The sequence below is a fragment of the Escherichia sp. MR genome (assembly GCF_005280595.1).
In the GTDB taxonomy this organism is placed as follows: domain Bacteria; phylum Pseudomonadota; class Gammaproteobacteria; order Enterobacterales; family Enterobacteriaceae; genus Escherichia; species Escherichia ruysiae.
The window spans coordinates 162,826-183,364 of the sequence record NZ_SZVK01000001.1 but is presented as its reverse complement, the minus strand read 5'-3'; the positions used below and the strand labels follow the sequence as shown (position 1 = coordinate 183,364).

Here is a 20,539-nt window from a genome sequence, read left to right as displayed (position 1 = left end):
ACAATGAGCACGAAATTTAAAACCGTTATCACTACTGCCGGAGCCGCAAAGCTGGCAGCCGCCACTGTCCCCGGCGGGAAAAAAGTAACCCTGTCTGCAATGGCCGTGGGTGACGGTAATGGCAAATTGCCGGTGCCGGATGCCGGTCAGACGAAACTGGTGCATGAGGTCTGGCGTCACGCCCTGAATAAAGTCAGCGTGGATAATAAGAATAAAAACTATATCGTGGCTGAACTGGTTGTACCGCCCGAAGTGGGCGGCTTCTGGATGCGTGAGCTTGGCCTGTATGACGATGCCGGAACACTGATTGCGGTCGCCAACATGGCAGAAAGCTATAAGCCTGAACTCGCTGAAGGCTCCGGGCGTGCGCAGACCTGCCGCATGGTTATTATTGTCAGTAACGTGGCGTCCGTTGAGCTGAGTATTGATGCCAGCACAGTGATGGCGACGCAGGATTACGTCGATGACAAAATCGCAGAACATGAGCAGTCCCGCCGCCATCCTGACGCCACGCTGACAGAAAAAGGCTTTACTCAGTTAAGCAGTGCAACAAACAGCACCAGTGAGTCATTGGCGGCAACGCCAAAAGCGGTCAAGGCAGCAAATGACAACGCAAATTCACGTCTGGCGAAAAATCAGAATGGTGCAGATATCCAGGATAAATCAGCTTTTCTGGACAATGTTGGCGTTACCAGCCTGACGTTTATGAAAAACAATGGCGAAATGCCGCTTGATGCCGACCTGAATACATTTGGTCCTGTTAAGGCTTATCTGGGGATCTGGTCTAAAGCTACCTCAACTAACGCAACACTGGAGAAAAATTTCCCGGAAGATAATGCTGTCGGTGTGCTTGAGGTTTTTGCTGCCGGCAATTTTGCAGGTACGCAACGCTTTACCACGAGAGACGGCAATGTATACATACGCAGACTCGCCAATAAGTGGAATGGCTCTGATGGTCCGTGGGGTATATGGCGTCACACTCAATCAGCTACCCGCCCTTTGAGTACGACTATAGACCTGAATACGCTTGGAGCCGCCGAACATCTTGGTTTATGGCGTAACAGTAGCTCGGCTATAGCTTCATATGAACGCAATTATCCAGAGGAAGGCGGCTTTGCTCAGGGGATGCTTGAGATCCTCGAAGGCGGGAATTATGGAAGAACGCAACGTTATACCACTCGCCGTGGAAATATGTATGTCCGCTGCCTTGCGGCAAGCTGGGATGCATCAAATCCGCAGTGGGAACCGTGGTTAAGAGTCGGTCATCAGTCAGAGAGTCGTTATTACGAAGGTGATTTAAATGTTCTAACCGACCCCGGTATTTACAGTGTTACAGGAAAGGCAACAAACGGTCCGATGCTGGACACCGTTGGCGCGACACTACTTGGGATACTGGAAGTAATCAGACGTTTTGATGGTGTGTCTGTCTGGCAGCGTTACACAACCACAGGGAAATCAGAAACCACACAGGGGCGCACTTTTGAGCGCGTCTACGCCGGGAGCAAATGGACCGAATGGCGAGAAGTATATAACTCCTTTTCGTTGCCTCTGAATCTGGGCATCGGTGGCGCAGTGGCAAAACTATCCAGTCTGGACTGGCAGACCTACGACTTTGTGCCGGGCAGTCTGATAACCGTTCGGCTTGATAACATGACCAACATTCCCGACGGTATGGACTGGGGCGTCATTGATGGCAACCTGATAAACATCGCAGTGGGTCCGAGTGATGATTCCGGTACGGGGCGCTCAATGCATGTATGGCGCAGCACTGTAAGTAAAGCCAACTACCGCTTTTTTATGGTGCGCATTTCAGGAAATCCGGGAAGCCGCACGATTACAGCAAGACGAGTACCAATCATTGACGAAGCCCAGACATGGGGCGCGAAACAGACATTCAGCGGTGGCCTTTCAGGTGAGCTATCCGGCAATGCTGCTACCGCAACAAAGCTGAAAACGGCAAGGACAATTAACGGCGTAAAATTTGACGGCTCGGCAAATATTGAAGCGTTTCCGCCAGGTGTTCCGCTGCCGTGGCCATCAGATACACCACCTGCAGGCTATGCAATTATGCAAGGCCAGACGTTTGATAAAGCAGCATATCCGAAACTGGCTATTGCCTATCCTTCTGGTGTTATTCCTGATATGCGCGGCTGGACAATCAAGGGCAAACCCGCCAGTGGGCGAGCCGTATTGTCACAGGAACAGGACGGGATTAAATCACATACTCACAGTGCCAGTGCGTCAAATACGGACTTAGGAACGAAAACGACCAGTTCATTTGATTACGGCACGAAGACAGTCAGTACGTTTAACTACGGAACAAAAACCACTAATACCACTGGTAACCATACACATACCATTTACAGAGGGAATGCCAATACTAATGGTGAAACCGGTAAAACAGGCTTTGACAACCCATCGTTTAATGGCACATCAGGAGCTGCCGGGAATCATGCCCACACGGTAGATATTGGTGCACATAATCATACTGTTGGTATTGGTGCACATTCACACACGGTTGCTATTGGCTCACACGGGCACTCTATTACCGTTAATGCTACAGGTAATACAGAAAACACCGTCAAAAACATCGCATTTAACTATATTGTGAGGCTTGCATAATGGCTTTCAGAATGAGTGCAGAAGCACAAACTATCCGCGTATTTAATTTACTTGATGGAACCAATGAATTTATTGGGGAAAGTGATGCGTATATTCCACCGTATACAGGTCTGCCTGCAAACAGTACAGATATTGCGCCGCCTGATATTCCTGCTGGTTATGCAGCCGTTTTCAATGCAGATGAAATGAAATGGGAACTGATGGAAGACCATCGCGGAAAGACCGTCTATGAAACGAAAACGGGAGCAGCCATTTATATTTCTGAACTTGGCGTATTACCTCCAGACGTGACAGCTATTTCCCCGGAGGGGGATTATCAGAAATGGAACGGAAATGCGTGGGTGAATGATGAGAATGCAGAGCGTGATGCACTTGTCAGAGCGGCGGAGTCTCAGAAGAAAGAGCTGATTGCATATGCAGGTGAAATTATTGCCACGCTGCAGGATGCTGTCGATTTAGATATGGCTACCGAGGAAGAAAAGTTAAGTCTGACACACTGGAAAAAATACCGTGTGCTACTGAATCGCGTTCAGCCGGAAGATGCTCCGGATATAGAATGGCCGGAAATGCCGCGATAAATTGTATTAGCTCGGATGTGAGTTTACACATCTATAGCACAGAGTAAAACCTAATCTGGCTGTCCGCTCTGTGCTAGGAGCGGACATTACCAAGTAACATGCCTTAATCAAAAGGAAATGGTTAATATATGCCATCATTGTTTGAAAAATACGCAGTCATATATTGCTATGAACATTGTTGGTGCATTAATTTGCTTAAGAAACTACAATTAAGCATCATAAAACACTCTTATGACTTTTAAGGCTCTACCGTATCATGGCTAAGCGGATTCCTGGTGTTAGTAAAGAATGGTCTAACTATCTCCTTTGTTTATTATTACATATGTCTTTACCTCTCTTACCTTTGGGGTTCGAGACACTTGTGCGTTCCGATCACTTGCCATCAATACAAACATTAAATATTACAGCGGCGTTTTATGCGATCTCGATAGGGCTTTCTTCTAAGAACGTTGCTATGTTTGGTTTGGGTATATTCGTGAGCATTTGTTTCTCTGTTGTATTTGGGATTGTTTCTTCAAATCCTAATTCTGATCCTAATCTTAATTTTAATGATAACTTGTATTTTTATTCTCCAATTGCGTGTATTGTTGCTATATTTGTTATACATGCATGTGAACGATATAACAGGCATGTTGCTGATTGTACACCATTTTTTGAGTTTTAAGGGGGTGCTATGATTGATACAATTATCCCAGTAATACTATCAATTCTCCCGGCAATACTATCTATATTTAGCTTAGTAGCTGTTTTTATAGGTGCATTAGTATCTATCAGGTCTGTTAAAAAAAGACGTGAAATAGAAGTTCAGCTTTTTAATGAGATAATAAATCAACAAATTAAACAAACTAAAAGCAACCGTAAAAAGGATCTTGAAAATAGTGTTAATGAAATAGAAAATGAACTCAAGAGAAGAGTTGATATTTTGAATAAAATGCAAAAAGATCTAGAAGCAGTTTCAGAGAACAAATACTATTTTGATAAAGCAAAATTTCTTCGAAATGTCAAGTATGGAGAGTATTTATTAGAGATAAATGAAGCTGTGAATAATATTGATAATAAAAACAAACACTTACTAAATAACGCTCTTAATCAAAGCTCTGAGATTGGAAAAGTAAGATATCTTGGAAGAATAACAAAGGAAGCACTGGAAAAAACAGTAGGTTGATCATTTTTTCCGCTCGTAATAGATAAACTCAAAGGTTCTTTTTGAGAGCCTTTGAGTTTCAATCTTACCAATATTACTCACCATTTCTTTAGCAGCAATTTGGGGACTATAACTTCTACTTCTTGCTGTGAGTTCAACCGATGGATACAACACATTGGCTAAAACGCCCTGTGGGTGATTCATAGTCTAGCGTTTGGACTCCGTAAATTCACAGTTGGAAACTGAACGAGTACAAATCAAGGCAGGCGGGCTGATTGCCCGCCTTTTCTTTATCTGTTGTTTCATCCACTGGCCAGCCAGGCCAAATAGCGTCTCATGCTCTGCACAACAGAAAATAGTTGCACCCATTAACCACGGAGTTAAACGGATGAGTGACTATCATCACGGCGTGCAGGTGCTGGAGATTAACGACGGCACCCGCGTCATTTCCACCGTATCCACTGCCATTGTCGGCATGGTTTGCACGGCCAGCGATGCGGATGCGGAAACCTTCCCCCTCAATAAACCGGTGCTGATTACCAATGTGCAGAGCGCAATTGCAAAGGCCGGTAAAAAAGGCACGCTGGCGGCATCGTTGCAGGCCATCGCCGACCAGTCAAAACCAGTGACTGTTGTTGTGCGCGTGGAAGACGGCACCGGCGAAGACGAAGAAACGAAACTCGCGCAGACCGTTTCCAATATCATCGGCACCACCGACGAAAACGGTCAGTATACCGGACTGAAAGCCCTGCTGGCGGCAGAGTCGGTAACCGGTGTTAAACCGCGTATTCTCGGTGTGCCGGGACTGGACACCAAAGAGGTGGCTGTTGCACTGGCATCAGTCTGCCAGAAGCTGCGCGCTTTCGGGTATATCAGCGCATGGGGCTGTAAAACCATTTCCGAGGTGAAAGCCTACCGCCAGAATTTCAGCCAGCGTGAGCTGATGGTCATCTGGCCGGATTTCCTCGCATGGGATACGGTCACCAGTACCACCTCCACCGCGTATGCCACCGCCCGTGCGCTGGGGCTGCGTGCTAAAATCGACCAGGAGCAGGGCTGGCATAAAACGCTGTCCAACGTCGGGGTGAACGGTGTTACCGGCATCAGCGCATCTGTATTCTGGGATTTGCAGGAGTCCGGCACCGATGCTGACCTGCTGAACGAGGCAGGCGTCACTACGCTGATTCGCCGCGACGGTTTCCGATTCTGGGGTAACCGTACCTGCTCTGATGACCCGCTGTTCCTCTTTGAAAACTACACCCGGACCGCGCAGGTGCTGGCCGACACGATGGCTGAAGCGCACATGTGGGCGGTGGACAAGCCCATCACCGCAACGTTGATTCGCGACATCGTTGACGGCATCAATGCCAAATTCCGTGAGCTGAAAACAAACGGCTATATCGTGGATGCGACCTGCTGGTTCAGCGAAGAATCCAACGATGCGGAAACCCTTAAGGCCGGAAAACTGTATATCGACTACGACTATACCCCGGTGCCTCCTCTTGAAAACCTGACCCTGCGCCAGCGTATTACCGATAAATACCTGGCAAATCTGGTCACCTCGGTTAACAGCAATTAAGGAGCCTGACCGATGGCAATGCCGCGCAAACTCAAGTTAATGAACGTCTTTCTGAACGGCTACAGCTATCAGGGCGTTGCAAAGTCCGTCACGCTGCCAAAACTGACCCGTAAGCTCGAAAACTATCGTGGTGCGGGGATGAACGGCAGCGCACCGGTAGACCTCGGCCTTGATGACGATGCGCTGTCAATGGAGTGGTCGCTCGGGGGCTTCCCGGATTCGGTTATCTGGGAGCTTTACGCCGCAACCGGCGTGGATGCCGTGCCGATTCGTTTTGCAGGCTCTTACCAGCGCGACGATACCGGCGAAACGGTGGCCGTCGAAGTGGTCATGCGTGGACGTCAGAAAGAAATCGACACCGGCGAGGGCAAACAGGGAGAAGACACCGAGTCGAAAATCTCCGTGGTCTGCACCTATTTCCGGCTGACGATGGACGGTAAGGAGCTGGTCGAAATTGACACCATCAACATGATTGAAAAGGTGAACGGCGTCGACCGGCTGGAGCAACACCGCCGCAATATCGGCCTGTGATTTTCATCCGGTCAGCCTGGCTGGCCGGTTAACCCTGATTCAGAAGTGAGAAAACCATGAACAAAGAAAATGTCATTACCCTGGACAATCCGGTCAAACGTGGTGAGCAGGTTATCGAACAGGTCACGCTGATGAAACCCAGTGCCGGGACGCTACGCGGTGTCAGTCTGGCTGCGGTTGCAAACTCCGAAGTCGATGCACTGATTAAGGTGCTGCCGCGCATGACGGCACCGATGCTGACCGAGCAGGAAGTCGCCGCGCTGGAACTGCCTGACCTTGTGGCGCTGGCCGGTAAGGTGGTCGGTTTTTTGTCGCCGAACTCGGTGCAGTGACGTTTCCAAAAAATCTCTCGGTCGATGACCTGATGGCGGATGTGGCAGTGATATTTCACTGGCCGCCATCAGAACTGTATCCCATGAGCCTGACCGAACTCATCACATGGCGCGAAAAGGCGCTCCGGCGAAGCGGAAACACGAATGAGTAACAATGTAAAATTACAGGTATTGCTCAGGGCTGTTGACCAGGCATCCCGCCCGTTTAAATCCATCCGCACAGCGAGTAAGTCGCTGTCGGGGGATATCCGGGAAACACAAAAATCACTGCGCGAGCTGAACGGTCACGCATCCCGTATTGAGGGATTCCGCAAGACCAGTGCACAGCTCGCCGTGACTGGTCATGCACTTGAAAAGGCACGGCAGGAAGCCGAAGCCCTTGCCACACAGTTTAAAAACACCGAACGTCCGACCCGTGCTCAGGCGAAAGTGCTGGAATCAGCAAAGCGAGCGGCGGAGGACTTACAGGCGAAATATAACCGCCTGACGGATTCCGTTAAACGCCAGCAGCGGGAACTGGCCGCTGTGGGAATTAATACCCGCAATCTTGCACATGATGAGCAGGGGCTGAAAAACCGTATCAGTGAAACCACCGCACAGCTTAATCGTCAGCGCGACGCACTGGCGCGTGTCAGTGCGCAACAGGCAAAACTTAACGCAGTAAAACAGCGTTATCAGGCCGGAAAGGAACTGGCCGGAAATATGGCCTCAGTGGGCGCTGCCGGTGTGGGGATTGCGGCGGCGGGAACGATGGCCGGAGTTAAGCTGCTGATGCCCGGTTATGAGTTTGCGCAGAAAAACTCAGAATTGCAGGCCGTGCTCGGAGTGGCAAAAGACTCCGCCGAAATGACCGCACTCCGCAAGCAGGCGCGCCAGCTCGGCGACAATACCGCAGCCTCGGCAGATGATGCAGCCGGTGCACAGATTATCATCGCGAAAGCGGGTGGGGATGTTGATGCCATTCAGGCGGCAACGCCGGTCACGCTGAATATGGCGCTGGCGAACCGCCGCACGATGGAAGAAAACGCCGCCCTGCTGATGGGGATGAAATCCGCCTTTCAGCTTTCAAACGATAAGGTCGCTCATATCGGGGATGTTCTCTCCATGACGATGAACAAAACCGCCGCCGATTTTGACGGCATGAGCGATGCGCTGACCTATGCCGCACCTGTGGCAAAAAATGCCGGTGTCAGCATTGAAGAAACCGCCGCAATGGTCGGGGCGCTGCATGATGCAAAAATCACAGGCTCAATGGCGGGGACGGGAAGCCGTGCCGTGTTAAGCCGCCTGCAGGCACCGACGGGAAAAGCATGGGATGCACTCAAAGAGCTTGGCGTGAAAACTTCAGACAGCAAGGGAAACACCCGGCCAATATTTACCATTCTGAAAGAAATGCAGGCCAGTTTTGAGAAAAACCGGCTCGGTACTGCCCAGCAGGCTGAATACATGAAAACTATTTTCGGGGAGGAGGCCAGCTCAGCCGCCGCCGTGCTGATGACTGCCGCCTCAACCGGAAAGCTGGACAAACTGACCGCTGCGTTTAAAGCCTCAGACGGGAAGACTGCCGAGCTGGTAAATATCATGCAGGACAACCTCGGCGGTGACTTTAAGGAGTTTCAGTCCGCTTATGAGGCGGTGGGGACAGACCTGTTTGACCAGCAGGAAGGCGCACTGCGTAAGCTCACGCAGACGGCCACAAAGTATGTGTTAAAACTCGACGGCTGGATCCAGAAAAACAAATCACTGGCGTCAACCATCGGCCTCATTGTCGGTGGCGCGCTGGCGCTTATTGGCATCATCGGTGTCATTGGTCTTGTAGCCTGGCCGGTTATCACTGGCATCAATGCCATCATCGCGGCAGCAGGCGCAATGGGGGCAGTCTTCACGACGGTTGGCAGTGCTGTTATGACCGCTATCGGGGCGATTAGCTGGCCGGTTGTGGCCGTGGTGGCCGCCATTGTCGCCGGGGCGTTGCTTATCCGTAAATACTGGGAGCCTGTCAGCGCATTCTTTGGCGGTGTGGTGGAAGGGCTGAAAGCGGCATTTGCGCCGGTGGGGGAACTGTTCACGCCACTTAAGCCGGTGTTCGACTGGCTGGGCGAAAAGTTACAGGCCGCGTGGCAGTGGTTTAAAAACCTGATTGCCCCGGTCAAAGCCACCCAGGACACCCTGAACCGTTGCCGTGACACGGGCGTCATGTTCGGGCAGGCACTGGCTGACGCGTTGATGCTGCCGCTTAATGCGTTCAACAAACTGCGCAGTGGTATTGACTGGGTACTGGAAAAACTCGGTGTTATCAACAAAGAGTCAGACACACTTGACCAGACCGCCGCAAGGACTCATGCCGCCACGTATGGCACCGGTGGTTATATTCCGGCGACCAGCTCTTATGCAGGCTATCAGGCTTATCAGCCGGTCACGGCACCGGCTGGCCGCTCTTATGTGGACCAGAGTAAAAACGAATATCACATCAGCCTGACGGGTGGTACTGCGCCGGGGACACAGCTTGACCGCCAGTTACAGGATGCGCTCGAAAAATACGAGCGGGATAAACGTGCGCGCGCCCGTGCCAGCATGATGCATGACGGTTAAGGAGGTGACGAAAAATGATGCTCGCGTTAGGTATGTTTGTTTTTATGCGCCAGACGCTGCCACACCAGACCATGCAGCGTGAATCAGATTATCGCTGGCCGTCAAATTCCCGTATCGGCAAACGGGATGCCTTTCAGTTTCTCGGTGTGGGTGAGGAAAACATCACGCTTGCCGGTGTGCTTTATCCCGAACTGACCGGCGGCAAGCTGACGATGACCACGCTCAGACTGATGGCAGAGGAAGGCCGGGCGTGGCCGTTGCTGGATGGCACCGGAATGATTTACGGCATGTATGTCATCAGCAGGGTGAGTGAAACAGGGAGTATTTTCTTTGCAGACGGCACACCCCGAAAAATTGATTTTACGCTGTCGCTCACCCGCGTTGATGAATCACTGGCCGCGCTTTATGGCGATATCGGTAAACAGGCGGAATCGCTCATCGGTAAGGCTGGCAGTATGGCGACTAAATTCACGGGTATGACAGGGGCGGGATAATGCTGGATGCGCTGACATTTGATGCAGGCAGTACGCTGACACCGGATTACATGCTGATGCTCGACAGCAGGGATATTACCGGCAATATCAGCGACCGTCTGATGAGCATGACTCTGACGGATAACCGGGGCTTTGAGGCTGACCAGCTTGATATTGAACTGAACGATGCCGACGGGCAGGTAGGGCTACCGGTTCGTGGCGCTGTCCTGACGGTGTATATCGGCTGGAAAGGTTTTGCCCTGGTATGCAAAGGGAAATTTACCGTTGATGAGGTTGAACACCGGGGCGCACCGGATGTGGTCACCATCCGCGCCCGGAGTGCAGATTTTCGCGGGACGCTCAATTCCCGCCGTGAAGGCTCCTGGCATGACACCACGCTCGGTGCGATTGTTGAGGCGATAGCCTCCCGTAACAGGCTGGAAGCCAGTGTCGCGCCGTCACTGGCAGGAATTAAAATCCCGCACATCGACCAGTCGCAGGAGTCTGATGCGAAATTCCTGACCCGTCTTGCAGAACGCAACGGCGGTGAGGTGTCGGTAAAAATGGGAAAACTGTTGTTTCTCAAAGCGGGGCAGGGGGTGACGGCCAGTGGTAAAAAAATCCCGCAGATTACCATCACCCGCAGCGACGGCGACCGTCATCATTTTGCGATTGCTGACCGTGGAGCTTACACCGGCGTAACGGCAAAGTGGTTACACACCAAAGACCCGAAACCACAAAAGCAGAAGATAAAACTGAAACGCAAAAAGAAAGAAAAACACCTGCGCGCACTGGAGCACCCGAAAGCGAAACCGGTCAGGCAGAAGAAAGCGCCTAAAGTACCGGAAGCGCGCGAAGGTGAATACATGGCCGGGGAAGCTGACAACGTTTTTGCCCTGACCACGGTATATGCCACGAAAGCGCAGGCCATGCGCGCCGCTCAGGCGAAGTGGGATAAACTGCAACGGGGCGTTGCGGAGTTCTCCATCAGCCTGGCTACCGGTCGGGCAGATATTTACACGGAAACACCGGTTAAAGTGTCAGGCTTTAAGCGCATCATAGACGAGCAGGACTGGACAATCACTAAGGTGACACATTTTCTGAATAATAGCGGCTTCACGACGTCCTTAGAGCTTGAGGTCAGGCTTTCTGATGTGGAGTACGAAACAGAAGATGATGAGTGATGTTTTTATTTTATCTGTTTGTTTTATAAGGATAATTTAACTAAAATGGCACCATCAACAAAACCGGAAGAGGTGCTCGCGATGTTTCATTGTCCTTTATGCCAGCATGCTGCACATGCGCGTACAAGCCGCTATATTACTGACACGACAAAAGAGCGTTATCACCAGTGTCAGAACGTGAATTGCAGCGCCACGTTCATCACTTATGAGTCGGTACAGCGATACATCGTGAAGCCGGGAGAAGTCCACGCCGTAAGGCCGCACCCGTTACCATCAGGGCAGCAAATTATGTGGATGTAATTACAAACAGAAAGCCCCTCAGTCGAGGGGCTTTTTTGTCGATGTGGTCAATGTGTGGACGTGACCAGAAATAAATCCTTTTATTTCATGTGATTAGATATCAAAAAATGTCACCAATAACTGACATTGCGGTGTTTCTCCAGATGTGGCCCATCTGAGGCCGTGTTGGTGCGCAGCTCGAAGGCTACGTCGAGTCTGTTTTGGCAGTTACCTTAAAGTATAGATAGCTGACAAAAAAGGCTCTCTTGCTAAAAAAGGCCCCACTTCCGTGGAGCCTTTATTGTACGCTTTTTACTGTACGATTTCAGTCAAATCTAATTACATAGACTGAGTGAAGGTACGAGTAATAACGTCCTGCTGCTGTTCTTTAGTCAGCGAGTTGAAACGTACTGCGTAGCCAGATACACGGATGGTCAGCTGCGGATATTTTTCCGGGTTTTCCATCGCGTCGAGCAGCATTTCACGGTTCATCACGTTAACGTTCAGGTGCTGACCACCTTCGATGGACGCTTCGTGGTGGAAGTAACCATCCATCAGACCTGCCAAGTTGGTCTTACGAACTTCGTCGTCTTTACCCAGTGCGTTCGGAACGATAGAGAAGGTGTAGGAGATACCATCTTTAGCGTAGGCGAACGGCAGTTTAGCAACGGAAGTCAGAGACGCTACAGCACCTTTCTGGTCACGACCGTGCATCGGGTTAGCACCCGGTCCGAACGGCGCGCCAGCACGACGACCGTCTGGGGTGTTACCCGTTTTCTTACCATACACAACGTTAGAAGTGATGGTCAGAACAGACTGAGTCGGGATAGCGTCACGGTAGGTGTGCAGTTTCTGAATTTTCTTCATGAAACGTTCTACCAGATCAACAGCCAGGTCATCTACACGCGGATCGTTGTTACCAAACTGCGGGTATTCGCCTTCGATTTCGAAGTCGATAGCCAGACCGTCTTCGTCACGAATCGGTTTAACTTTCGCATATTTGATTGCAGACAGGGAGTCAGCAGCAACGGACAGACCAGCGATACCACACGCCATGGTGCGGATAACGTCACGGTCGTGCAGCGCCATCAGAGAGGCTTCGTAGCTGTACTTGTCGTGCATGTAGTGGATGATGTTCAGTGCAGTGATGTACTGTTTAGCCAGCCAGTCCATGAAGTGATCCATGCGCTCCATCACTTCATCGTAGTTCAGGAGATCGCCTTTGATCGGTTCAGACTTCGGACCAACCTGCATTTTCAGTTTTTCGTCAACGCCGCCGTTGATTGCGTACAGCATGGTTTTCGCCAGGTTTGCACGCGCACCGAAGAACTGCATTTGTTTACCAACGATCATCGGGCTTACGCAGCAAGCGATAGCGTAGTCATCGTTGTTGAAGTCCGGACGCATCAGGTCATCGTTCTCATACTGCAGAGAAGAGGTGTCGATGGACACTTTAGCGGCGAATTTCTTGAAGTTCAGCGGCAGTTTTTCAGACCACAGAATGGTCATGTTCGGTTCCGGAGACGGACCCATGGTGTACAGGGTGTTCAGGAAACGGAAGCTGTTTTTGGTAACCAGGGTACGACCGTCGAGGCCCATACCACCGATAGATTCGGTTGCCCAGATCGGGTCGCCAGAGAACAGTTCATCGTACTCCGGAGTACGCAGGAAGCGAACCATACGCAGTTTCATGACCAGGTGGTCAACCATTTCCTGCGCTTCTTGTTCGGTGATCTTGCCAGCTTTCAGGTCGCGTTCGATGTACACATCCAGGAAGGTGGAAGTACGACCGAAGGACATTGCAGCACCGTTCTGAGACTTAACAGCAGCCAGGTAGCCGAAGTAAGTCCACTGGATAGCTTCCTGAGCGTTGGTAGCCGGACCAGAGATGTCGTAGCCGTATTTAGCAGCCATTTCTTTCATCTGACCCAGAGCGCGGTGCTGTTCAGCGATTTCTTCGCGCAGACGGATGGTCTGTTCCAGGTTTACGCCGTTTTCCAGATCAGCCTGCAGAGAGGTGAACTGTGCCAGTTTGTCTTTCATCAGGTAGTCGATACCGTACAGCGCAACGCGACGGTAGTCACCGATGATACGACCACGGCCATAAGCATCTGGCAGGCCGGTCAGAACACCGGATTTACGGCAACGCAGGATGTCCGGAGTGTAAACGTCGAACACGCCCTGGTTGTGAGTTTTACGGTATTCAGTGAAGATTTTTTTGATCATCGGATCCAGTTCGCGGTTGTACGCTTTGCAGGAACCTTCGATCATTTTGATACCACCGAACGGGATAAGAGCACGTTTCAGCGGAGCTTCAGTCTGCAGACCAACGATTTTCTCAAGCTGCTTGTTGATGTAGCCAGCGTCGTGAGAAGTGATGGTGGAAGCAACAGCGGTGTCAAAGTCAACTGGCGCGTGAGTGCGGTTTTCCAGTTTAACGCCTTCCATTACTTTGTCCCACAGGGTGGTGGTCGCTTCAGTAGCGCCAGCCAGGAAGGACTCGTCACCCTCGTACGGAGTGTAGTTTTTCTGAATGAAGTCACGGACGTTTACTTCATTCTGCCAGTCACCTTTGGTAAAACCTTCCCAGGCTGTGGCTAACTTTTCATTAAGCTCGGACATGTAACACCTACCTTCTTAAGTGGATTTTTTATTTACTGCGTACTTCGACAACCATTAATGGTTGTCGTTTTCACGCAGGTAAATGACCCAGTATGTCAACCCAACCAACAAACCACCGCCGATAATATTACCGATCGTAACCGGAATCAGGTTATCAGTGATGAAGTTCATCACGGTCAGGTGAGAAAAATTTTCCGGTGCAGAACCGACAGCGGTCCAGAATTCCGGAGATGCGAAGTCGCGGATTACAATACCCATCGGGATCATAAACATGTTTGCGATACTGTGCTCAAAACCGCTGGCAACAAACATCGCGACCGGCAGCACCATGATAAACGCTTTGTCCATCAGGCTGCGGCCAGAATAGCTCATCCATACCGCCAGGCATACCATCAGGTTAGCCAGGATACCGAGGCAGACAGCCTCAATAAAAGTATGGTGTACTTTGTGGTCGGCGGTTTGTAGGACGTTAAGTCCCCATTGACCATTGGCGGTCATATACTCGCCGGAAAGCCACATTAAAAGCACAAATAACAACGCGCCGACCAGGTTGCCAAAATAGACGTTCAGCCAGTTTTTCGCTAACTGACCCCAGGTGATGCGCCCACTCGCCTTGGCAACAACAATCAACACTGTAGAAGTAAAGAGATCGGCTCCGCAGACAACACAAAGAATCAGCCCCAGAGAGAAGCAAATGCCGCCAACCAGTTTAGCCATGCCAAAGGGCATTGTGCCTGTGCCAGTAGTTGCTGTGATATAGAAGACGAATGCGATTGAGATGAAAACACCGGCGGTAATCGCCAGATAGAAAGTCTTAAGCGGATGTTTCGTTGCTTTATAGACACCTGCCTCTTCGGCCACTTTGGCCATTGCTGCAGGAAGTAAAAGATCAAAAGGGTTGTCAGCTTTCACACTAACTCTCTCTTTATTAAGTCGGCGACGAGATACTAACAAAGCATTATAGATGAGAAATTGATATAGATCATATCTCGCCTGGCTTATAGGCCCGTAACTCGCATGGTTTTTATGCAAATACGGAGTAAATATTTGATTATCCAAATAAAAATAAATTTTAAAAATTAACAAATGAGTTGAATTTTTTCCACATCCTCCGCTAAAACAGTTAATTAAAAGGGAGCATCAGACAAATAAAGTAACAATATCGATCGTATTTACTAAATACAAATTACCGATATTTAACTTTATAATTACAATTATTTTATTAATGCAAATATATGTAAAGCGGGGCATTAAAAAAACGCCCCGTAATATAACTCAGCCGAATCATTAAGCCTACATTGCGTAGGCTATTTGATTTTATTTTGCCCAGAATGCCGCTTTGGCACGCTGCAGCTTTTCGTAGGCTTTTAACAGCGACTGATGCGCAGCAAACGCGTGTAGATCGTTATCTACCGGTTGCAGGCCATAAAACGCCGCTTCGCCACTCATTGCCGCACTGGCCGCTTCTACCGCGTCTGCGCCGTACATACGAACGAAGGCATTCAGATATTGCAGCGGCTGGCGATCTTCTTCCTGCGCCAGTAATAACAATGTTTGCAGGCAGCGATAATAGTTGGCGCGTTCCGGACTGAACACCGATGAGTTAAATTCCATCGTCCATTCAGTCCAGACCAGGGCTTGTTCCAGATCGCCGCCAGCCAGTGCCAGCATTGCTTTTAATTCACCGATACGCAGGGTATACCAACCGTTATCTGACCCGGTCGCCAGACCTAACAGCTCACGCACGCGGGTAAAGTCATCAAAACCTTCTTCATCCAGTTGTTCGATGAGGTTCAGGTAATCTTCTTTTTCCCACTCACTGCCTGGCAACGAAAGAATTGTTTCACGTAAATGGCTGCCCATACTGTTATTTGCCAGCCACAGATCTTCTGCCGGATAAATATCGGACATACCCGGCACGATAATGCGGCAAGCATAAACGCCCAGATGCTCGTAATCGGCAATATAAACTTCTTTATCCTCTTTGTTGAAGATAGCCATCAGCGTGGCAAACTCTTCTTCAGTGGTGCCAGAGAAATTCCAGTCCACAAACGGATAATCGGCATCTTGTTTGAAAAGATCCCAGGAGATCAAACCGCTGGAATCGATAAAGTGCGTTTCGAGGTTAGTATGTTCGGCGACTTCTTCATCATCGAAGGTCGGCGGAGTAAACACATCCAGATCTTTCAGGCCACGACCCTGCAGCAGCTCGGTCACGGTACGTTCCAGTGCAACGCCAAAATCAGGATGCGCGCCGAAGGAGGCAAAACAAGTGCCATTGGTCGGGTTGAACAGTACGACGCAGATCACTGGATACTGACCGCCAAGCGAGCCGTCATAAGCAAAGATTGGGAAACCTTCCGCTTCCAGTGTTTCGATCGCTTCAACTACAGCCGGATAACGCGCAAGCACCTCTGCCGGGATCTCCGGCAAGCTGATGCTTTCAGCAATAATGCGGTTTTTCACGTAGCGTTCGAAAACTTCGGACACCCCCTGAACGCGCGCCTCGTTGCGGGTATTGCCAGCGGACATACCATTGGAAACGTACAGGTTACCGATAATATTCATCGGAATATAAACGGTCTGATTGTCAGACTGGCGTGTAAACGGCAGGCCACATATACCGCGATCTTCATTACCTGATTGCAGATCAATTAGCATACTGCCGGTCAATTCATTTTCCGGGTCGTAAAATGCGCGCAGACGGTCATCAAGCAGGCCTTCCGGCACATCGTCGTTTTCGGTTAGTGGAAACCATTTTTCGTTGGGATAATGGACGAACGGACCGTTGGCGATAGTTTCGCCCAGCCAGAAATCAGCAAAAAAGTAGTTGGTTGAGAGACGCTCGAAATATTCACCCAGAGCAGAAGCCAGCGCCGCTTTTTTGGTTGCGCCTTTACCGTTGGTAAAACACAGCGCGCACTCTTTGTCGCGAATATGTACAGACCAGACGTTAGGCACCGGATTCAGCCAGGAAGCTTCTTCAATCTGAAAACCGAGGTCGGAGAGTTTTTGCTGGAAGCGAGCGATGGAATCTTCCAGGGCGGCATCTTTGCCGGGGATAAATGTTTGTGTCATGAAAATCACTTTAGTCGTACGGAAAGCGCGCAATAATACGGGTTTTATCTCAAAGGCGCTATCACCGCCGCCACGCCGGTGAACTGTTGACTATGCTTTTAGCGGATAAATTACGATAAGAGCATAAAAATGAAGGCGTTCGATCTCCACCGTATGGCATTCGATAAAGTGCCGCTGGATTTTCTTGGCGAAGTCGCTCTACGCAGTCTCTATACCTTTGTACTGGTCTTTCTGTTTCTTAAAATGACAGGTAGGCGTGGAGTGCGGCAAATGTCGCTGTTTGAAGTGTTAATCATTCTGACACTGGGGTCGGCAGCAGGGGATGTGGCGTTTTACGACGATGTGCCGATGATCCCGGTGCTTATCGTCTTCATTACCCTGGCGTTGTTATACCGCCTTGTGATGTGGCTGATGGCGCACAGTGAGAAACTGGAAGATCTGCTGGAGGGCAAGCCGGTTGTCATTATTGAAGATGGCGAACTGGCCTGGTCGAAACTCAATAACTCCAACATGACGGAATTTGAGTTTTTTATGGAGCTGCGACTGCGTGGTGTAGAACAACTAGGACAGGTACGTCTGGCTATTCTTGAAACCAACGGTGAAATCAGCGTCTATTTCTTTGAAGATGACAAGGTGAAGCCGGGGTTACTTATTTTACCCAGTGATTGTACCCAGCGTTATAAAGTGGTGCCGGAGTCGGCGGACTATGCCTGCATCCGTTGCAGTGAAATCATTCACATGAAGGCGGGTGAAAAACAATTATGTCCGCGCTGTGCAAATCCAGAATGGACGAAGGCAAGTCGGGCAAAACGAGTGACCTGACAGCAAAAATATCGGTTTTTTTCCAATAATCCGAGATTTTCTATTGTGTGACGCGTACCGCATTTTTGCTCTCAACGGTTTTACCCATTGCGATGCGTGTCACTGAATGATAAAACCGATAGCCACAGGAATAACGTATTACCTGCGGTCGCAATCGATTGACCGGGGTTAATAGCAACGCAACGTGGTGAGGGGAAATGGCTCAAATCTTCAATTTTAGTTCTGGTCCGGCAATGCTACCGGCAGAGGTGCTTAAACAGGCTCAACAGGAACTGCGCGACTGGAACGGTCTTGGCACGTCGGTGATGGAAGTGAGCCACCGTGGCAAAGAGTTCATTCAGATTGCAGAGGAAGCCGAGAAGGATTTTCGCGATCTTCTTAACGTCCCCTCCAACTACAAAGTATTATTCTGTCACGGCGGCGGTCGCGGTCAGTTTGCTGCCGTACCTCTGAATATTCTTGGTGATAAAACCACCGCAGATTATGTTGATGCCGGCTACTGGGCGGCAAGCGCCATTAAAGAAGCGAAAAAATACTGCACGCCAAATGTGTTTGACGCCAAAGTGACTGTTGATGGCCTGCGCGCGGTTAAGCCAATGCGTGAATGGCAACTCTCAGATAATGCTGCTTATATGCATTACTGCCCGAATGAAACCATCGACGGTATCGCCATCGACGAAACGCCAGACTTCGGCAAAGATGTGGTGGTCGCTGCCGACTTCTCTTCAACGATTCTTTCCCGTCCGATTGATGTCAGCCGTTACGGTGTGATTTACGCTGGCGCGCAGAAAAATATCGGCCCGGCTGGCCTGACGATCGTTATTGTTCGCGAAGATTTGCTGGGTAAAGCAAATATCGCCTGCCCGTCGATTCTGGATTATTCCATCCTCAACGATAACGACTCCATGTTTAATACGCCGCCAACATTTGCCTGGTATTTATCTGGCCTGGTCTTCAAATGGCTAAAAGCGAACGGTGGCGTGGCTGCAATGGATAATATCAATCAGCAAAAAGCAGAACTGCTGTATGGCGTGATTGATAACAGCGATTTCTACCGTAATGATGTGGCGAAAGCTAACCGTTCGCGGATGAATGTGCCGTTCCAGTTAGCAGATAGTGCGCTTGACAAGCTGTTCCTCGAAGAGTCTTTTGCCGCTGGTCTTCATGCTCTGAAAGGTCACCGTGTAGTCGGCGGAATGCGCGCTTCTATTTATAACGCGATGCCGCTGGAAGGCGTTAAAGCTTTGACAGATTTCATGGTTGAGTTCGAACGTCGTCACGGCTAATGCCTAAAATTTGCTTAATCCCCACAGCCAGACTGTGGGGTTTTTATTTCTGTTGTAGAGAGTTGAGTTCATGGAATCCCTGACGTTACACCCCATCGCCCGTGTCGATGGCACTATTAATCTGCCTGGTTCCAAGAGCGTTTCTAACCGCGCTTTATTGCTGGCGGCATTAGCACACGGCAAAACAGTATTAACCAATCTGCTGGATAGCGATGATGTTCGTCATATGCTGAATGCGTTGCAGGCATTGGGAGTGAGCTATACGCTTTCTGCCGATCGTACGCGCTGCGAAATCATCGGTAACGGCGGTCCATTACATGCGGAAAATGCGCTGGAGTTGTTCCTGGGTAATGCGGGAACAGCGATGCGTCCGCTGGCGGCGGCACTTTGTCTGGGAAGCAATGATATTGTCCTGACGGGTGAGCCTCGCATGAAAGAGCGCCCGATTGGTCATCTGGTGGATGCGCTGCTCCAGGGCGGGGCGAAAATTACTTACCTGGAACAAGAGAATTACCCACCGCTGCGTTTACAGGGGGGTTTTGTGGGGGGCAACGTAGAAGTCGATGGCTCCGTTTCCAGCCAGTTCCTCACCGCACTGTTAATGACCGCGCCGCTCGCGTCGGAAGATACGGTTATTCGTATTAAAGGTGATCTGGTTTCTAAACCTTATATCGACATCACGCTCAACCTGATGAAGACGTTTGGTGTTGAAATTGAAAATCAGCACTATCAACAATTTGTCGTAAAAGGCGGGCAGTCTTATCAGTCTCCGGGGACTTATTTGGTCGAAGGCGATGCATCTTCAGCTTCTTACTTCCTGGCAGCAGCAGCAATCAAAGGCGGCACTGTAAAAGTGACCGGCATTGGACGCAACAGTATGCAGGGTGATATTCGCTTTGCTGATGTGCTGGAAAAAATGGGCGCGACCATTTGCTGGGGCGATGATTATATTTCCTGCACGCATGGTGAACTGAACGCCATCGATATGGATATGAACCATATTCCCGATGCGGCGATGACCATTGCTACAACGGCGCTTTTTGCGAAAGGCACCACCACGCTGCGCAATATTTATAACTGGCGCGTAAAAGAGACGGATCGCCTGTTTGCGATGGCAACAGAGTTGCGTAAAGTCGGTGCGGAAGTAGAAGAGGGACATGATTTCATTCGCATTACGCCGCCGGAAAAACTGAACTTTGCCGAGATAGCCACTTATAACGATCACCGCATGGCGATGTGTTTCTCGCTGGTGGCTTTGTCAGATACGCCGGTGACAATTCTTGACCCAAAATGTACGGCCAAAACATTTCCGGATTATTTCGAGCAACTGGCGCGGATTAGCCAGGCTGCCTGAATAAACGATGGGCAATAAATAGCCAAATCTTTCTTTATCAAAACGTCGACACATTGTCGGCGT

General features: G+C 50.0%; 18 protein-coding genes. 15 read left to right on the top strand and 3 right to left on the bottom strand.

The features are described 5' to 3' along the window. Positions 1 to 3 precede the first annotated feature (3 nt). The 12 genes from FC814_RS00900 (at position 4) to ogrK (ending at position 11,335) form a co-directional block, all read left to right on the top strand. Positions 4 to 2,622: a phage tail protein gene (locus FC814_RS00900; RefSeq protein ID WP_137325382.1), complete on the top strand. Its 2,619-nt coding sequence runs from the start codon at positions 4 to 6 to the stop codon at positions 2,620 to 2,622. Further along, positions 2,622 to 3,200: a tail fiber assembly protein gene (locus FC814_RS00895; RefSeq protein WP_016235182.1), complete on the top strand. Its 579-nt coding sequence runs from the start codon at positions 2,622 to 2,624 to the stop codon at positions 3,198 to 3,200. Before FC814_RS00900 ends, FC814_RS00895 begins: the two co-directional genes overlap by 1 nt. 256 nt (positions 3,201 to 3,456) lie before the next feature. Next, a complete protein-coding gene (locus tag FC814_RS00890) occupies positions 3,457 to 3,864 on the top strand; it encodes a hypothetical protein (protein ID WP_071598983.1) in 408 nt (135 codons plus the stop codon). A 9-nt stretch (positions 3,865 to 3,873) separates the two neighbouring features. Continuing rightward, positions 3,874 to 4,365 (top strand): hypothetical protein, encoded by a 492-nt coding sequence (locus FC814_RS00885; RefSeq protein ID WP_016157982.1) that lies wholly within the window; start codon positions 3,874 to 3,876, stop codon positions 4,363 to 4,365. A 367-nt stretch (positions 4,366 to 4,732) separates the two neighbouring features. Further along, positions 4,733 to 5,923 (top strand): phage tail sheath protein, encoded by a 1,191-nt coding sequence (locus tag FC814_RS00880; RefSeq protein WP_137325381.1) that lies wholly within the window; start codon positions 4,733 to 4,735, stop codon positions 5,921 to 5,923. A 12-nt stretch (positions 5,924 to 5,935) separates the two neighbouring features. Next, the gene (locus FC814_RS00875; protein ID WP_001251408.1) at positions 5,936 to 6,454 is read left to right on the top strand and encodes a phage major tail tube protein; all 519 of its coding nucleotides are present in this window, start codon (positions 5,936 to 5,938) and stop codon (positions 6,452 to 6,454) included. A gap of 56 nt (positions 6,455 to 6,510) precedes the next feature. After that, positions 6,511 to 6,786, top strand: coding sequence for a phage tail assembly protein (locus FC814_RS00870; protein ID WP_001031307.1), 276 nt, complete (start codon positions 6,511 to 6,513; stop codon positions 6,784 to 6,786). Further along, the gene (locus FC814_RS00865; protein ID WP_000143830.1) at positions 6,783 to 6,938 is read left to right on the top strand and encodes a GpE family phage tail protein; all 156 of its coding nucleotides are present in this window, start codon (positions 6,783 to 6,785) and stop codon (positions 6,936 to 6,938) included. Before FC814_RS00870 ends, FC814_RS00865 begins: the two co-directional genes overlap by 4 nt. Next, a complete protein-coding gene (locus FC814_RS00860) occupies positions 6,931 to 9,378 on the top strand; it encodes a phage tail tape measure protein (RefSeq protein ID WP_137325380.1) in 2,448 nt (815 codons plus the stop codon). Before FC814_RS00865 ends, FC814_RS00860 begins: the two co-directional genes overlap by 8 nt. Before the next feature lie 14 nt (positions 9,379 to 9,392). Then, a complete protein-coding gene (locus FC814_RS00855) occupies positions 9,393 to 9,872 on the top strand; it encodes a phage tail protein (RefSeq protein WP_000978896.1) in 480 nt (159 codons plus the stop codon). After that, positions 9,872 to 11,035, top strand: a complete 1,164-nt coding sequence (locus FC814_RS00850; RefSeq protein WP_137325379.1) for a phage late control D family protein — start codon at positions 9,872 to 9,874, stop codon at positions 11,033 to 11,035. Before FC814_RS00855 ends, FC814_RS00850 begins: the two co-directional genes overlap by 1 nt. A gap of 81 nt (positions 11,036 to 11,116) precedes the next feature. Beyond that, positions 11,117 to 11,335 carry a prophage transcriptional regulator OgrK gene (gene ogrK / locus FC814_RS00845; protein WP_000468308.1) on the top strand — a complete coding sequence of 73 codons (219 nt, stop codon included), beginning with the start codon at positions 11,117 to 11,119 and terminating at the stop codon, positions 11,333 to 11,335. Between the two features lie 318 nt (positions 11,336 to 11,653). On the opposite strand, the gene pflB is transcribed toward ogrK, so the two are convergent. The 3 genes from pflB to ycaO form a co-directional block, all read right to left on the bottom strand. Further along, positions 11,654 to 13,936 carry a formate C-acetyltransferase gene (pflB, locus tag FC814_RS00840; protein ID WP_001292820.1) on the bottom strand — a complete coding sequence of 761 codons (2,283 nt, stop codon included), beginning with the start codon at positions 13,934 to 13,936 and terminating at the stop codon, positions 11,654 to 11,656. A gap of 54 nt (positions 13,937 to 13,990) precedes the next feature. Further along, on the bottom strand, positions 13,991 to 14,848 hold the full coding sequence (gene focA, locus FC814_RS00835) for a formate transporter FocA (protein WP_000642547.1): 858 nt from the start codon (positions 14,846 to 14,848) through the stop codon (positions 13,991 to 13,993). Between the two features lie 405 nt (positions 14,849 to 15,253). Further along, a complete protein-coding gene (gene ycaO / locus FC814_RS00830) occupies positions 15,254 to 17,014 on the bottom strand; it encodes a 30S ribosomal protein S12 methylthiotransferase accessory factor YcaO (RefSeq protein ID WP_137325378.1) in 1,761 nt (586 codons plus the stop codon). A 129-nt stretch (positions 17,015 to 17,143) separates the two neighbouring features. Here ycaO and FC814_RS00825 point away from each other — a divergent pair, with 129 nt between their 5' ends. The 3 genes from FC814_RS00825 (at position 17,144) to aroA (ending at position 20,476) form a co-directional block, all read left to right on the top strand. Continuing rightward, positions 17,144 to 17,836: a DUF421 domain-containing protein gene (locus FC814_RS00825; protein ID WP_000642857.1), complete on the top strand. Its 693-nt coding sequence runs from the start codon at positions 17,144 to 17,146 to the stop codon at positions 17,834 to 17,836. Between the two features lie 197 nt (positions 17,837 to 18,033). Beyond that, a complete protein-coding gene (gene serC, locus FC814_RS00820) occupies positions 18,034 to 19,122 on the top strand; it encodes a 3-phosphoserine/phosphohydroxythreonine transaminase (RefSeq protein ID WP_137325377.1) in 1,089 nt (362 codons plus the stop codon). 70 nt (positions 19,123 to 19,192) lie between these two features. Beyond that, a complete protein-coding gene (aroA, locus tag FC814_RS00815; protein WP_085460584.1) occupies positions 19,193 to 20,476 on the top strand; it encodes a 3-phosphoshikimate 1-carboxyvinyltransferase in 1,284 nt (427 codons plus the stop codon). The last annotated feature ends 63 nt before the right edge of the window (positions 20,477 to 20,539 follow it).

Coding starts and splice junctions, on each gene's coding strand:
- FC814_RS00900 (WP_137325382.1), top strand. CDS start 4: ATGAGCACGAAATTTAAAACCGTTATCACTACTGCCGGAGCCGCAAAG.
- FC814_RS00895 (WP_016235182.1), top strand. CDS start 2,622: ATGGCTTTCAGAATGAGTGCAGAAGCACAAACTATCCGCGTATTTAAT.
- FC814_RS00890 (WP_071598983.1), top strand. CDS start 3,457: ATGGCTAAGCGGATTCCTGGTGTTAGTAAAGAATGGTCTAACTATCTC.
- FC814_RS00885 (WP_016157982.1), top strand. CDS start 3,874: ATGATTGATACAATTATCCCAGTAATACTATCAATTCTCCCGGCAATA.
- FC814_RS00880 (WP_137325381.1), top strand. CDS start 4,733: ATGAGTGACTATCATCACGGCGTGCAGGTGCTGGAGATTAACGACGGC.
- FC814_RS00875 (WP_001251408.1), top strand. CDS start 5,936: ATGGCAATGCCGCGCAAACTCAAGTTAATGAACGTCTTTCTGAACGGC.
- FC814_RS00870 (WP_001031307.1), top strand. CDS start 6,511: ATGAACAAAGAAAATGTCATTACCCTGGACAATCCGGTCAAACGTGGT.
- FC814_RS00860 (WP_137325380.1), top strand. CDS start 6,931: ATGAGTAACAATGTAAAATTACAGGTATTGCTCAGGGCTGTTGACCAG.
- FC814_RS00855 (WP_000978896.1), top strand. CDS start 9,393: ATGATGCTCGCGTTAGGTATGTTTGTTTTTATGCGCCAGACGCTGCCA.
- FC814_RS00850 (WP_137325379.1), top strand. CDS start 9,872: ATGCTGGATGCGCTGACATTTGATGCAGGCAGTACGCTGACACCGGAT.
- ogrK (WP_000468308.1), top strand. CDS start 11,117: ATGTTTCATTGTCCTTTATGCCAGCATGCTGCACATGCGCGTACAAGC.
- pflB (WP_001292820.1), bottom strand. CDS start 13,936: ATGTCCGAGCTTAATGAAAAGTTAGCCACAGCCTGGGAAGGTTTTACC.
- ycaO (WP_137325378.1), bottom strand. CDS start 17,014: ATGACACAAACATTTATCCCCGGCAAAGATGCCGCCCTGGAAGATTCC.
- FC814_RS00825 (WP_000642857.1), top strand. CDS start 17,144: ATGAAGGCGTTCGATCTCCACCGTATGGCATTCGATAAAGTGCCGCTG.
- serC (WP_137325377.1), top strand. CDS start 18,034: ATGGCTCAAATCTTCAATTTTAGTTCTGGTCCGGCAATGCTACCGGCA.
- aroA (WP_085460584.1), top strand. CDS start 19,193: ATGGAATCCCTGACGTTACACCCCATCGCCCGTGTCGATGGCACTATT.